This window comes from Brevibacterium picturae (assembly GCF_030453725.1).
Taxonomy (GTDB): Bacteria; Actinomycetota; Actinomycetes; order Actinomycetales; family Brevibacteriaceae; genus Brevibacterium; species Brevibacterium sandarakinum_A.
On record NZ_JAKDJU010000079.1, the window covers coordinates 1 to 14,108 of the forward strand.

12 protein-coding genes are annotated in these 14,108 nt (G+C 65.9%); 7 read left to right on the top strand and 5 right to left on the bottom strand.

From position 1 onward, the window contains the following. Nucleotides 1–1,836, bottom strand: coding sequence for an MOSC domain-containing protein (locus L0G76_RS09345; protein ID WP_304357007.1), 1,836 nt, complete (start codon nt 1,834–1,836; stop codon nt 1–3). A 128-nt stretch (nt 1,837–1,964) separates the two neighbouring features. On the opposite strand from L0G76_RS09345, the gene L0G76_RS09350 reads away from it, so the two are divergent. Genes L0G76_RS09350 through L0G76_RS09360 form a run of 3 tightly spaced genes read left to right on the top strand, consistent with a single transcriptional unit; the run spans nt 1,965 to nt 4,812 of the window. After that, the gene (locus L0G76_RS09350) at nt 1,965–2,258 is read left to right on the top strand and encodes a metal-sensitive transcriptional regulator (RefSeq protein WP_009882215.1); all 294 of its coding nucleotides are present in this window, start codon (nt 1,965–1,967) and stop codon (nt 2,256–2,258) included. Between the two features lie 56 nt (nt 2,259–2,314). Then, nucleotides 2,315–2,527, top strand: a complete 213-nt coding sequence (locus L0G76_RS09355) for a heavy-metal-associated domain-containing protein (RefSeq protein ID WP_304357008.1) — start codon at nt 2,315–2,317, stop codon at nt 2,525–2,527. After that, nucleotides 2,527–4,812 carry a heavy metal translocating P-type ATPase gene (locus tag L0G76_RS09360; RefSeq protein ID WP_304357009.1) on the top strand — a complete coding sequence of 762 codons (2,286 nt, stop codon included), beginning with the start codon at nt 2,527–2,529 and terminating at the stop codon, nt 4,810–4,812. The genes L0G76_RS09355 and L0G76_RS09360 overlap by 1 nt, the downstream gene beginning before the upstream one ends. 63 nt (nt 4,813–4,875) lie before the next feature. On the opposite strand, the gene L0G76_RS09365 is transcribed toward L0G76_RS09360, so the two are convergent. Both L0G76_RS09365 and L0G76_RS09370 read right to left on the bottom strand, forming a co-directional pair. Beyond that, on the bottom strand, nt 4,876–6,522 hold the full coding sequence (locus tag L0G76_RS09365) for a long-chain-fatty-acid--CoA ligase (protein ID WP_304357010.1): 1,647 nt from the start codon (nt 6,520–6,522) through the stop codon (nt 4,876–4,878). A 130-nt stretch (nt 6,523–6,652) separates the two neighbouring features. Beyond that, nucleotides 6,653–6,916, bottom strand: coding sequence for a hypothetical protein (locus L0G76_RS09370; RefSeq protein WP_304357011.1), 264 nt, complete (start codon nt 6,914–6,916; stop codon nt 6,653–6,655). Nucleotides 6,917–7,166: 250 nt separating this feature from the next. On the opposite strand from L0G76_RS09370, the gene L0G76_RS09375 reads away from it, so the two are divergent. Genes L0G76_RS09375 through L0G76_RS09385 form a run of 3 tightly spaced genes read left to right on the top strand, consistent with a single transcriptional unit; the run spans nt 7,167 to nt 10,034 of the window. Next, nucleotides 7,167–7,739: a hypothetical protein gene (locus L0G76_RS09375; protein WP_304357012.1), complete on the top strand. Its 573-nt coding sequence runs from the start codon at nt 7,167–7,169 to the stop codon at nt 7,737–7,739. Then, a complete protein-coding gene (locus tag L0G76_RS09380; RefSeq protein WP_304357013.1) occupies nt 7,739–8,749 on the top strand; it encodes a response regulator transcription factor in 1,011 nt (336 codons plus the stop codon). Before L0G76_RS09375 ends, L0G76_RS09380 begins: the two co-directional genes overlap by 1 nt. A 4-nt stretch (nt 8,750–8,753) precedes the next feature. After that, complete coding sequence (locus tag L0G76_RS09385; RefSeq protein ID WP_304357014.1) at nt 8,754–10,034, top strand: sensor histidine kinase; 1,281 nt, start codon at nt 8,754–8,756, stop codon at nt 10,032–10,034. On the opposite strand, the gene L0G76_RS09390 is transcribed toward L0G76_RS09385, so the two are convergent. After that, a complete protein-coding gene (locus L0G76_RS09390) occupies nt 10,031–10,585 on the bottom strand; it encodes a DUF1990 domain-containing protein (protein ID WP_304357015.1) in 555 nt (184 codons plus the stop codon). The two genes, L0G76_RS09385 and L0G76_RS09390, sit on opposite strands and share 4 nt — an antisense overlap. 153 nt (nt 10,586–10,738) lie before the next feature. On the opposite strand from L0G76_RS09390, the gene L0G76_RS09395 reads away from it, so the two are divergent. Beyond that, nucleotides 10,739–11,191, top strand: a complete 453-nt coding sequence (locus tag L0G76_RS09395) for a MaoC family dehydratase (protein ID WP_304357016.1) — start codon at nt 10,739–10,741, stop codon at nt 11,189–11,191. Nucleotides 11,192–11,328: 137 nt separating this feature from the next. Here the strand turns inward: L0G76_RS09395 and otsB are convergent, their stop codons facing one another. Beyond that, a complete protein-coding gene (gene otsB / locus L0G76_RS09400; protein WP_304357017.1) occupies nt 11,329–13,974 on the bottom strand; it encodes a trehalose-phosphatase in 2,646 nt (881 codons plus the stop codon). Between the last annotated feature and the right edge of the window lie 134 nt (nt 13,975–14,108).

Here is a 14,108-nt window from a genome sequence, read left to right on the forward strand (position 1 = left end):
TCAGATACCGAGGCTGATCGGCCCGGAGGGGACGGCGGAGCACACGAGCACCTCGTCGGCGGTGATCCGCGCAGCCGGTTCCACGGGGTAGATGACCGAGCCGGCGGCCAAGGACACGGCGCAGGTGCCGCATGAGCCGCCGCGGCAGGAGCTGTCGGCCCGCAGGCCACGTGCCTCCAGAGCATCGAGCAGGGTTCCCTGCTGTGGCTCCCAGAGGAAGCTGGTGCCGGAATCCTCCAGGGTCACCTCGGCGGGCGAGCACCGGGCGATGGCCTCGCTCATGCCGGTGTTCGGAGAGGCGAAGGTCTCCTGGTGCACGGCCGGGACTCCGGCCTCGTCGCTGGCCTCGAGCACCGCGGCGGTGAAGTCTGCGGGCCCGCAGACCATGACGTTGTCGCTCCCCGCCAGCCAATCGACGAGCTCGGCGTGACCTGGTCGCCCCTGGCTCGCTGTGTCCCTGTGATGGGTCTCGACCGGGATCTGTCGGCCGTGGGCACGCTTCTGCAGGCGGTCCCACAGGCAGGCCGTCCGATGGTCGCGGTCGACGTGGAAGAGCTTGATCTTGTGGGTTCCCGGCAGCTCGGCTCCGCGCAGCAGTCCGAGGCTCGGCGTGATGCCGATGCCGGCGGTGACCAGCGCGGTCGTGCCACCGAAGACCCTCTCGGCGGTCATGGTTCCGTGTGGCCCCGAAGCCAGGACCGCTTGGCCGGGAGCGAGTTCGGCGACGGCCCGGGAGCCCTTGCCCTGGGTGCGGACCGCGATCGACACGATGTCCTCGGTCACGTCCGTGATCGTATAGGTTCGCCAGAACGGTTCGCCGAGGTCGAGGTGAACGCGCAGGTTGGTGCCGGGTTCGTCGAATTCGCGGATCCAGCCCTGGTCATCGCGCAGGGAGACCTCGACGATGTCATTGCAGATCTGCTGGCTGCCCAACACCGTCATGAAGCGCGGGGTCCGCGCGGTCTTGACGAGCTCACGCGGGGCCTCGCCTTCGATCTCGATCTCATCGCCGGTGCCGACCAGGCCCGATTCGAGGATCCGACCGTAGACGCCGCAGTGCAGGTGTCCGCATGCCGAGGCCAGGACCCGAGGGACGTTGACGTCGACGGCGGTGGTGGCCGGATTGACCGTCGTCGCCGGGCAGCGTTCGATGGCCTGGGTGATGGCCAGACGAACCCCGCCGAAGCGGACGATCTTGCCGATGAGCGCGAACTCCGCGAAGGGTTCGAGTCCGTCGACGAGGACATTGCCGCGGAAGCGCAGCGGGTCGAGTTCGGTCTCGTCCGGGCCCAGGGCTGCCTGTCCGTCGGCGGTCTGTGAGATCGCGGTGACCGTGGCCGGATTGATGATCGAGATCCCCGAAGCCTGCGAGTCGAACATCCCCTGGTCCGCGACGCTGAGTGCACGTGGGAAGTCACCCTGCGGGGGTATGCGTGAAGAGAGGAATTCCGCCGAGGCGGCCCTGGAGTCCCGGTCATCCGTGCGGAACGTCGTGGACTCCTCCGTCGGAGACGTCAGCGTCACGCTCGCCGTCGGAGCGGCCACGGTCGCCGCGGAGGATTCAACCGCCTCGGCGTCGGGCGCGGTCGTCGCGGACTGAGCGTCCGCCTCGGCGAGGTCGATGGACACCTGCCATTTCTGCAGGTCGGTGTCGTTCTTGAGTACGGTGAAGGCGGAGTATCTGTGCCAGCTGTCCTCGGGGACGTCGAGGCTGCCGTTGGTGAACGCGGCGATGCGGTCGCCGAGGATGCCTCGGTCGGTGCGCACATCCGCCTCGGGGATCTCTTCGGCGGGGAACCCTTTGACGGGGAATCGGTACAGTCTGGCAACGCGCATGATTCGATTGTAGGAGCTCGGCGACGCGGAGCGCCCACCGTGAGACCAATTGCACAATCGGCGGGGAGGCCCCCGGAGGGTCGGTGCTCTCTCTTGACCAATACCCTAAGGGGGTATACAGTATGGTCATGACTGAGCATCATGGATATACCCCGCAGAAGGACGCCCTTGCGAAGCGGATGAAACGGATCGAAGGTCAGGTCCGTGGGATCGGAAAGATGATCGATGACGACAAGTACTGCATCGACATCCTGACCCAGGTCTCCGCAGCAACGGCCGCGCTGCACGCGGTCTCCATCAACCTCTTGGAAGAGCACATCGCTCATTGCGTGGTCGACGCCGCATCCTCAGGCGATGACGACGCCGCCCGCAAGAAGATCGAAGAGGCTTCAGCCGCTATCGCCCGGCTCATCAAGAGCTGAGGGCACCATCATCGGCGCACCTGTCGGTGATGACACGCGACGACAGGAGACACATCATGACGACCACCACCATCAACGTCACCGGAATGACCTGCGGCCACTGCGTGGGCGCCGTGCAGGAAGAGCTCGGGGCTCTGCCCGGGGTCACCGAGGTCGCCGTCGAGCTCAATGCCGGCGGATCCTCCCCCGTGACGATCACGTCTGAAGGGGACCTCGACGACACCGCGATCAGCGCGGCCGTCGACGAAGCCGGCTACGAGGTGAAGTGATGTCTCGCGAGGTCGATCTCGACATCACGGGAATGACCTGCGCGTCGTGCTCGGCTCGCATCGAGAAGAAGCTCACCCGCTTGGACGGAGTCAGCGCCGAGGTCAACCTCCCGCTGAATTCGGCTCATGTCATCGTCGAGTCCGAACTCAGCGATGACGATCTCATGACCGCCGTCGAGAGGGCCGGCTACGGTGCCACCGTCAGAACCGCCTCGGCGAGCGGACCCGAGATCGTCGACTACGACCCCCGGCACCTGCGCCCCCGCTTCATCGGATCGCTGATCCTGGCCGTGCCGATCGTGGCCGTCTCCATGGTCATGAGCTGGCATTTTCCCGGCTGGCAGTGGATCGTCGCGATCCTCGCCCTGCCGGTCGTGACCTGGGGCGCGTGGCCCTTCCACTCGGCGGCGTTCAAGGCCGCACGCGGACGGTCGACGACCATGGACACCCTGGTCAGCGTCGGAATCATCGTCGCCAGCGTCTACTCCTACATCACCCTTGGCCGTGCCGTCGTCGACGGATACGGCTGGCAGATCCCCGGCGAATATCACGTGTGGTTCGAGGCTGCGGCCGCGATCACGGTGTTCCTGCTCATCGGCAGGCTCACCGAGGACCGGGCGAAGACTCGGGCCACCGCCGCTCTCAAGGAGCTGCTGAGCCTGGGGGCGAAGTCCGCGAGCGTGCTGCGCGACTCGGACCCAACGGCCGCCGAGCCTCGGGCCGACTCGGCCGCCGAGCCTCGAAGCGACTCCGCCTCCGACACCAGAGTGGAGGTCCAGGTCCCGATCGATGAGCTCACGGTCGGCGATGTCTTCGTCGTCCGTCCGGGTGAGAAGATCGCCACCGACGGCGAGGTGGTCGCCGGCCACTCCGCGATCGACGAGGCGATGCTCACCGGCGAATCGGTGCCCGTCGAGGTCGGCCTCGGCGACACGGTCACGGGGGCGACGATCAATGCTTCGGGCGTGCTCGAGGTCCGTGCCACCCGGGTCGGGTCCGATACGACCTTGGCGGCCATGGCCGATCTGGTCAGCCGCGCGCAGACCGGCAAGCCGGCCGTGCAGCGTCTGGCCGACCGGATCTCTGCCGTGTTCGTGCCCATCGTCTTCGCCATCAGCATTCTCACGCTCCTGGCCTGGGGCCTGCTCACCGGCGACTGGGCGTTGGGTCTGCACGCCGCACTCACCGTCCTCATCATCGCCTGCCCCTGTGCCCTCGGCCTGGCCACACCGACGGCGCTGGCGGTCTCGTCCGGACGCGGTTCGCAGCTGGGCATCCTCGTCTCCGGGCCCGAGGCGCTCGAGTCGACGCGTTCGGTCGACACGGTCGTCCTCGACAAGACGGGCACCCTGACCACTGGCGTCATGACCCTGCTGGAGACGCAGCTGCGCGAGGGCGACTTCGCGATCCTGGCCAGGCTGGAATCACAGAGTGAGCACCCGGTGGCTCGTGCGATCGTCGATGCTCGAGTCGCGACCATGAGCGAGGCAGTCGGGCCCGCTGGCAGCACAGAGGGCAGCACGGCTCGCAGCACCAGCGCCACCATCGACCGGTCCGGCATCGAGGGCTTCGACACCATTCCCGGCGGTGGCCTGCAGGCCAGGATCGACGGCGCCGAGGTGCTCGCCGGTCGCCCGGATCTGCTCCGGGAGCGCGGTATCGACGTCTCGTTCCCGGCCGCTGCCGTGCCCACCGGCGCCACGATCGTCGCACTGGCCATCGACTCGCGGTTCCGCGGTCTGACCTTCGTCGCCGATGAGATCAAGACCGGTGCCGCCGAGGCGATCACCGAGCTGCACTCGCTGGGCATCAACACGGTCCTCCTGACCGGGGACAATGCCCAGGCCGCCGAGGTGGTCGCCGGTTCGCTCGCCATCACCGAGATCCGCGCCGATGTCAGGCCCGAGGGCAAGATCGCCGTGGTCAATGAGCTGCAGTCTCGGGGGCAGGCGGTGGCCATGGTCGGTGACGGAGTCAACGACGCCGCAGCCTTGGCCGGTGCCGATCTGGGCATTGCGATGGGTTCGGGCACCGATGCGGCGATGGCCGCCTCCGACATCACCATGGTGCGGTCAGATCCCCGGCAGATTCCGCAGGCGATCCGCCTGTCCCGGAAGACCCTGAGTCTGATCAAGGGCAACCTGTTCTGGGCCTTCGCCTACAACACGGCGGCCGTCCCGGTCGCCGCGTTCGGTCTGCTCAGCCCTATGATCGCCGGTGCTGCTATGGCGTTCTCCTCGGTGTTCGTCGTCCTCAACAGCCTGCGGCTGCTGCGTTTCCGCTAGAACAACACACCCGCCGAACACCGTGGCCCACATCCGTTTCCGACGGGTGTGGGCCCAGGTGCGTCACCCCTGGATGCGCGACTCGCCGTCGCCCCATTCCTGGTTGCGCAGTTCGAACTTCTGGATCTTGCCGGTCGAAGTCTTCGGCAGGGCCTCGACGAGTTCGACCTCGCGTGGGCTCTTGTACTTCGCGATCTGCGTGCGCACGTGCTCGATGATCTCGTCCTCGGTCACCGGCTGGCCCTCGCGCACGGTGATGAACGCCTTGGGCCGTTCGCCCCACTTGGTGTCCGGGACGCCGATGACGGCGACCTCGAGGACTGCGGCGTGGGAGGCGATCGCCTGTTCGATCTCGACGGTCGAGATGTTCTCACCGCCGGAAACGATGATGTCCTTCGAACGGTCACGCAGTTCGATATATCCGTCCTCGTGCATCACACCGAGGTCACCGGAGTGGAACCAGCCTCCCTGGAACGCCTTCTCGGTCTCCTCGGGATCGCGGAAGTACCCTTTCATCACATTGTTTCCGCGCATCACGATCTCCCCGATCGTGGAACCGTCTCTCGGAACGTCGACGAGCTCATCGCCCGAATCGATCGTCACCACACGCACGGAATCGGCCTGGACCATGCCGACACCCTGGCGAGACAGGAGCCGGGCGCGGGACCTGTCGTCGAGACCCTCCCACGAGTCCTGCCATTCGCAGACCGTGTACGGTCCGTAGGTCTCCGTCAGGCCGTAGACGTGCACGATGGCGAAGTTCAGTTCCTCCATCTGCCAGATCAGGGTCGGGCTCGGCGGTGCTCCTGCCATCGTCGCTGTGACCCCGTGGTCGAGGGAATGCGAGGCCTCGGCGTTGATGATCGTCGACATCACCGTCGGTGCACCGTTGAGGTGGGTGACGCGGTGACGGTCGATGAGCTCCCAGATCACGTCCCCGCGCACCTCGCGCAGGCATACCTGTGTTCCGCCGGCGGCGGCCAGCGCCCAGCCGGTGCACCAGCCGTTGCAGTGGAACATCGGCAGCGTCCACAGGTAGACGCTGTCGGTGTCATGGCCGGAGTGGAAGACCTCGCCGAATGCGTTGAGGTAGGCGCCGCGGTGGGTGTACATCACGCCTTTGGGCCGTCCTGTGGTGCCTGAGGTGTAGTTGATGGACAGCGTCGCCCTCTCATCCTCAACGCCCCACGTGAGGTCCGGGGCGTCCTCGGCGGCTTCGGCCAGGAACTGTGCCAACGTCGATACGGCCGGCGACATGACATCGGGTCGGGCCACCTCGGCGGGCGCGGTCAGAGTCGTGTCCTCGACGTCGACGATGCTCGCGACGGTGTCGAGACCGTCGACGATCGGGGTGACGCTGGGCCACAGCTGCGAGTCCACGACCAGCAACTTCGCCTGACTGTGGTTGCAGATGTAGCGGACCTCTTCGGGAGCCAGGCGGGTGTTGATCGGCACGAGCACACCCCCTGCCAAGGGCACCGCGTAGGCGGCCATGAGCATCTCGGGAATGTTGGGCATCAGGTAGGCCACCCGGTCGCCGGGTTCGATTCCGGCCGCGCGCAGGGCGTGTGCCCTCTTCTCCACGGCCGCGAAGAACTCTCGATACGTCAGAGACTGATCGTTGTAGACGACCGCGCGCCTATCGGGGAAGGCGTCGGCGGATCTGCGCAGAAAGGACAGCGGCGTGAGTTCTGTGTTCCATGTCTCCATGGGGAGACCTTACGTCACCGCGGTTCAGAGTCGCCGAGGCGGGCCGCAGCTGACAGTGGGCACGGGGACTGAAATGACGATCGGCACTGCGGGGCCGCAGCTGACGGTCGTCACTGCAGGGCCGGGCAGCTCATTTGAGAATCGGGTAGGTCTGATCGTCGTTCTGGGTGTCATTGCGCAGCACCCAATTGAGGATGCAGGCGCAGGCGCTGACCAAGACGAATGCGGCGCCCGCGTAGACGAAGGCGTACCCGAATGCGGTCCCGTCCTGCCAAGCACGGGTCACGATGATCGACAGGATCAGAACGACCACGCCGCAGACGAGCCCCACTTTGAGCGCATCCTTATAGGACACGGTGCTGGTGGACTTCTTCTCAGACTTCGATGCTGCCATGCCCCCAGCGTACCGACCTCAGCTGAGAATCGGCGCACCGAGGCCGGCAGAGAACAGGGCAGAAACGCGGGGACGCGGCGGTTCCTGACTCCCCAGTTCAGGGGCACGAGTGGACTACCCGGCCAGAACACGCCAAAATGTCTACGTGCACACCCCTATTCGGCGCCCCTCTGTTGAGGTGTCGCGCCCGCTCAGACGGAACCAGGTCTCCCCTGGTCAGAAGTCGTGCGCGCACACAGTCACGAGAACAGTGATCGCAAGTGCTCTTGCGGCGTTCACACTCGCCGGCATGGCCGCGTGCGGTCCCGACAAGGGCCTGCGGGTGGAACCGGAAAATGCGACATCCCCCACTCAATTCGAATCTCCGAAGGAGGATTCCGGACCACCCGACGAGCCGTTCTCCCTCAAAGAGATCCGCAGGGCCATCGTCGACGCCTCGGGAAACGCAGTGACCGGGGAAGCAAGGGAGTCTGCGAAGGTCGTCGCCGAATGCAGGGAATGCCTCAAATTCTCGACGCCCTTCCTCAGCGGCGATCAGAAATTCCAACTCGTCACTGTGGCCAACCCGCAGCAGAAGAGCGAGGTCGTCGCGGGCGCAGTCATCAGCGAGAAGGACGGCAAACCCCGACTCGAACTGATCGCCACCGGCAACCAACTCAAACTCAGCCCAGGTAAGAATGGGACACTGGTCGTGCAGGAGGCGATGTATGCCGACGGCGACGATGCCTGCTGCCCTTCGGGATGGTCGGTGCAGGTCTTCCGCCTGCACGAAGGTAGGTTTGAACCGGGTCAACGCTTCACGCGGCTTAATGGAGAAACGTAATGCATATTGTTCTGGTTGAGGATGACGAGGTCATCCGTGAGACGACCCAGATCGGCCTGGAACGGTTCGATTACACGGTCTCGGCATTCGCCGATGGTCGTGAGGGGTACGAGTTCGTCGCTGCACATGGTGCCGACGTTCTGCTTCTCGACCTCATGCTGCCCACCATGAACGGCGCCTCGATCTGCCGGGCCGTCCGCGAGCGCTCCACCATTCCCATCATCATCATCTCCGCACGCTCCGACGCGATCGACATCGTCCAGGCGCTCGAAGCCGGGGCCGACGACTACCTCACCAAGCCCTTCGACATGCAGGTGCTCAATGCCCGCATCCGCGCCGTCGTCCGACGCTTCATCACCACCGGCACCGATAAGCTCGGCTACTCCCCTGGTACGGAAATGGACGAGGAGCATGAAACCGTGATCGGCCCCGGCGGCATGATCACCGGGGACGGCATCCCCGAAGTGCTCGGCGCCAGCCCCGGCATGGACACACGCGAACGCCTCAAGGCCCAACTCGAATCCGACGACACGTTCCTGGGTGCGGGCGGGAAATTCACCTCGGCGGATCTGGACGGCGACGAGCAGATGATCGGCGTCGACGTCACCGTTCCTCCCCGCCCCAACAGCTCACCGAATGCGCAGTCGGGATCCGGCCAGGGTGGCTACTCGGGGGCGACCGAGACGAATAATGCCAATGTCGAACCCGATGGTGACCTCGGCCCGTTCCGGACGCGCTTGGGCTCGTTGGTTCTCGACACCGGTCGGCTGACCGTCGAGATCGACGGCGAGGAGGTTCACCTCACCCCCACCGAGCTGCGTGTCCTCCTGCTGCTGACCGAACAGCCCGAACACGTCTACTCCCGTGAGAAGATCGCCTTCACCGTCTGGGGCTACGAATGGGCCGGCGACTCCCGTGTCGTCGATGTCCACATTCAGCGCCTGCGGAAGAAGATCGGCGCCAGCATGATCGAGACCGTCCGCGGATTCGGATACCGCTTCGCGGGCTGATCGCATGTCACTGCGCTGGAAGATCTCCCTTCTCATCGTTGCGTCGGTCATCATCGCCGTACTCTCCTGCTCCATCGTGCTGCGTCAGTCTGCGGCGCGCGCCGAGGACGACCGGATGCGGTCGACCGTGACCGAACAGCTCGCGAACTCCGTCGCCATCTTCTCCGAGACCGGGGTACTCACACTCAACGCCCGCATCGACGATCCTGCGCTGCCCAAGCAAGCACGTGCCCAGGCGCTCAAGGGTCAGAGCGTGACGATGCGCTCCGAGGTCGATGGTGAGGAGATCGTGTGGGCGGCCGCCCCGATCGAGGTCGGCACCTACACAGAGGTCATCTCCGTGCGCGCCTCGACCAAGGACAGCCAGGAACTCATCGGCCGCATCGATCAGGCGCTGCTGGTGGGAATGATCGGCTCCGCGCTGGTCGTCGGCGGCGTCGGCTCCATCGTGGCCGGGCGCATCTCACGCAGGTTGACCCTGGGTGCCCAGGCCGCGCGGAAGATTGCGGCCGGGGACACGAGCATCCGGATCGCCGATGTCGTCGACGACACAGATCAGGAGGTCGCGGCCTTCGCCTCGGCGGTCGATACCGCTGTGACCAGGCTGACCGAGCGCATCGATTCGGAACAGCGCTTCACCGCGGACCTGGCCCACGAGATGCGGACCCCGCTGACCGGGCTGGTCAACGCCGCGAACCTGCTCGAAGAGGATTCGCGTCCCGCCGAACTCGTCAAGGATCGGGTGAAGCGCATGCAGGTTCTCGTCGAAGACCTGCTCGAAGTCTCGCGCCTCGATGCGGGTCGCGCGAACCCCGAGTTCACACGCGTCAACATCGACCAGACGGTCCAGTCGCTGCTGGGAACCATGACGGCCTCCGGGGCATTGGGCGGCCACGAGATCGACACTCACCTGGCAGCGCTCAACTCGACACTGGTCACCGACGTCCGGCGGTTCGAACGCATCGTCACCAACCTGCTGGTCAACGCGATCAAGCACGGCGGGGACCCGATCCGCCTGGAGACGAGCACCCGCAGCATCACGATCACCGACTCCGGCTCCGGCTACCCGCCCGACATCGTCAACACCGGCCCGACCCGCTTCGTCTCCGCGGGCGGCGGCGGCATGGGACTGGGGCTCGTCATCGCACAGGGGCAGGCCCGTCTGCTGGGCATCCGCCTGATCTTCAGCAACGATCCGGTCAGCGGCGGTGCTCGAACCGAGGCCGTGTTCCCTGATCCTGAGGCTCAGGATCAGGCGCTCAAGCAGTATTTGGAGTCGGCTTAGCCGCGCAGGGCTCGAGCGTACCTGCGCCGGTAGATGATCTGGGCGAGACGGACGGCTGGTTCGCCGAGGCGCCAGATGCCCACCCCCGCCTGTGAGACCGAACGCAGCACGAGGAAGACTCGGTCGTCGGGAGTGTGGATGAGGATGAATGACTCCTCTCCGGTGATCGGATGCCCGGGCAACGTCGCGTAGGTGAAGCCGCAACGTGTCTCGGACTCGAAGACCTCGATGACGCGGGCAGGTTCGGGCAGGCGGAACGGACCCAGACGCACGAAGATCGTCGGCTCCTGGCCGGCTTGGACCCGCGGGACGCCGGTGTCGACGCCCGAGTACTCCGCAACGGTGCCAAGGGAGCCCACATCGATGTCGAATCCGCTGCGGATCTTGACTTCCCAGTGCAGAAGCTCCTCCGCGCACCGGTCGAAGGTGTCACGGCCATGGCCGACGAAAAAGGCCGATTCGAAGTCCCGATACCCGGCGGGACGGTCGATCCACCGAGGTGAGAGCGGCTGGGTCAGCGACTCACCCAGAGGTTCTGACAGAGATTCCATGCCACCAACCTAACCGAATCCCGGACGCACCGGTGCCAAGACCGATGAGAACAAGTAAGGTGCCAGTACCGACATTCCTTCCATCGAATGTCCGCTAAGAATACGCTTGAGGCCCACCACCCACGACAGTCACGGATCAAAGGAGAACGAAGAATGCGCACACTCAATGGAATCGATGAGATCACGTCGCTCGTCGGCACCGAGCTGGGCTCGTCCGAGTGGATGACGATCGACCAGGCCGCGATCAACACCTTCGCCGATGTCACCGACGACCACCAGTGGATCCACATCGACGAGCAGCGCGCCGCTGACGGTCCCTACGGCTCGACGATCGTCCACGGCTTCTTCACCCTGTCCCTGATCCCGAAGTTCTCGTCCGAGATCTTCACCATCGAAGGCGTGTCCATCCGCGTCAACTACGGTCTCAACAAGGTCCGCTTCGCCCAGCCGGTCCCGGTCGGCTCGCGCCTGCGCGGGAGAGTCAGCGTCAACGAGGTCATTCCCGGAGACAAGGGCACCCAGGTCATCCTCAAGCACGTCATCGAGATCGAAGGCCAAGAGCGCCCCGCCTGCATCGCCGAGGTGGTCACCCTCCTCGTCGAGTGAGGCTACGCCACCTGCGCCGAGGCACGGGTTGCGTGTCGAGAAACACACGCGTGAACCCGTTTATTGACACTCGACCCGTTTCTCGGTGGCCGGTGGCCGGTTGCCGGTGGCCGGCTGCCGGTGGCCGTATGCTGTGCTCAGCTCGGGCGGTAGGCGTCGAGCATCTGGGCGACTCGGATGTAGCCCAGGTGCGAATAGGCCTGCGGGTGGTTGCCCAAGTGCATCTCCGCAACCGGATCGTACTCCTCGGCCAGCAGGCCGGTGGGCCCGAGCAGGTTGTCCATCTGCCTGAACAGATCCCAGGCGTCATCGATGCGCCCGACCTTGATGAAGGCCTCAATGAGCCAGGTCGTGCAGATGTGGAAGCCGCCCTCGAGCCCCGGAAGCCCGTCATCGTAGCGGTAGCGGAAGACCGTCGGCCCGGCCCGCAGCTCACGCTCGATCGCATCCACGGTCGACACGAACCGCGGATCGTCGGCCGGAAGCAACCCCGACAACCCCACGAACAGGCACGCCGAGTCGAGGTCGGTCTCACCGTAGGCAACGGTGAAGGCCCCGACCTCGTCGTTGTAGCCGTTGTCGAGCACATCGTGGGCGATCTCCTCCCGCAGCTGCCGCCAGGCGCCGGGGAGGTCACGGTCGAAGCGCTCGGCGATGCGCAGCGCCCGATCGACCGTCACCCAGCACATCACACGCGTGTAGACATTGTGTTTGGGTGGTCGCCTGGCCTCCCAGATGCCGTGGTCGGCTTCGAACCACCGCTTGCTCACGGCTTCGACCATCTGACAGGTCAGACGCCAATACGAATCCGGAAGATCGCCGAGGTGCTCGCTGAGATCGTTGAGGAGCTCGGTGATCGGGCCGAACACGTCGAGCTGGACCTGGTGTTCGGCCGCGTTTCCCACCCGCACCGGACGGGATCCGGCGTATCCGGGCAGATGGGCCAGCACCGCCTCGGTGGTCAGGGCGGAGCCGTCGACGGCGTAGAGCGGGTGGAGCTGTTCGGGGGACACTGTGCGGTCCAGGATTCCGGTCAGCCAGGACAGGAAGCCTTCGGCCTCACCGGTGGAGCCGAGCGCGAGCAGGGCGCGGACGGTCATCGAGCCGTCACGCAGCCAGGTGTAGCGGTAGTCCCAGTTGCGCACGCCGCCGATGCCCTCGGGCAGGGAAGTCGTCGGCGCCGCGAGCACCCCTCCGGTCGGTTCGTGGCAGAGGGCGCGCAGGGTCACCGCCGAGCGGATGACCTCTTCGCGGTGATGGCCGGGGATATCAAGGGTGTCGACCCAGTTGGTCCAGAAGTTCAGTGCGCGTTCGCGCACATGGTGCTCACCGCCTGTGGCCATGAACCTCGCGTCACCGGTGCCGGTGCCGCAGGCCAGGACGAGGACCACGACGCCAGCCGGCATATCAGAGGGCACGACAACCGCCTCGGCGGTGTGGGACATTCCGACCTCACTGATCTCGAAGTCGACGCCGGGCGCGATCAGGGAGATGGGCTCCGAGGTGCCCAGCACCTGCACGCCGTCGTGGGTGGGCACCATCCGCGTCGGCACGGTCGCATAGTCGAGGCGCGGGGCGAAGCGGATCCGGGCCGCGGTGTCGCCGGTGAGCACGCGCACGACGATGGTGTCGTCGCTGTTCGCGTCGACCGGTGCGAGGTAGTCGACGCAGTTCAGGCCCGGCCACCGGGTCTCCAACAACGTCGAGTGAGTGAGGTAGCGCTGGGTCAGCGGGGCGGTGCCGGCTTCGGTGTCGACGGCGAAGTACCCGGCGGCCTCGGCGCCGAGGATCTCGGAGAACATCGACGAGGAGTGCGGCAGCGGGTGAGGCATCCAGCAGATGCTGCCGAAGGGATCGACCAGGGCCGTCGACTGTCCGTTGCCCAGCAGGCTGTGCCGATGGATCGGGGTCGCACGCCGGCCGAAGAGCCAGGATTTGCGCAGCTCGTAGATCGCGGCGAGGACGACGGAGACCTCCTCCGGGGAGCTGATCGGGAAGTCCGCGTGCGTCTCTGCAGGGTCGCGGCCGACTTTGAGTCCCAGGTCGGCCTCTCCCAGCGTCTCGAGGGCGAATTCGTCCGCGGTGTCATCACCGATGAACACGACGACCTCTGCCCCTGTCTGCTGCCGCAGTCGCATCAGGGCATCGGCCTTCGAAGAGGGGACGACGGAGAGGTCGATGACCTGCTTCCCCCGAGTCGGGAAGATCGTGTGAGTGTCGACGAGCTCGCTCACAACGGCTTCGACCCGGTGGCGTTGCGCCTCGTCGAGTCCCCGCAGGTGCACGGCGGCGCCCGTGGTCTTGTGTTCGATGATCCCGTCCGGAAGTCCACGGAAGATGTCGCGCCGAAGATCAACCAGTGCCGCGCGCTGTTCCTCATCGAGGGTGTCGATGGCCACCGTGTCCGTCTCGCCGCCGTGGGAACCGAAGAGGTGGACCTCCCGCGGAAGCCGTGACATCGCCGCGAGATCGCGGAGGCTGCGACCGGAGATCACCCCCGCCGAGGTGGACGGGAGCAGCGCGAGGGCGCGCAGTGAGTCAACCGAGGAGTCCAACGGGAATGCGTGGCCGGGGTGATCGACGATAGGTGCGATCGTGCCGTCGTAATCGGTGGCGATGAGGAGTGAGGGCGAGCGTGAGACCTCGAAGAGCCGCCGAAAGAGCTCCGGGGAGAGTTTGCGGCTGGCCTCGGCCAGGTCCCCCAGCAGGCCCGAGGAGCTGACGGAGGCGGCGATGGGAGTCAGTGGGGAAAGATTCTCGTAGTCATGCTCGACGGTACTCATCTCACCTCGATCTTCTCGAATTCGGCTGTGGTCGTCCGATGATGCGGGCAGTGGGGTTCGGGATCAGTTCTTGCCGTCGGGCTCGTCGGTGTTTTCCGGGTCCGCCTCGGTGCTGTCCGGGTCCGCCTCGGCGG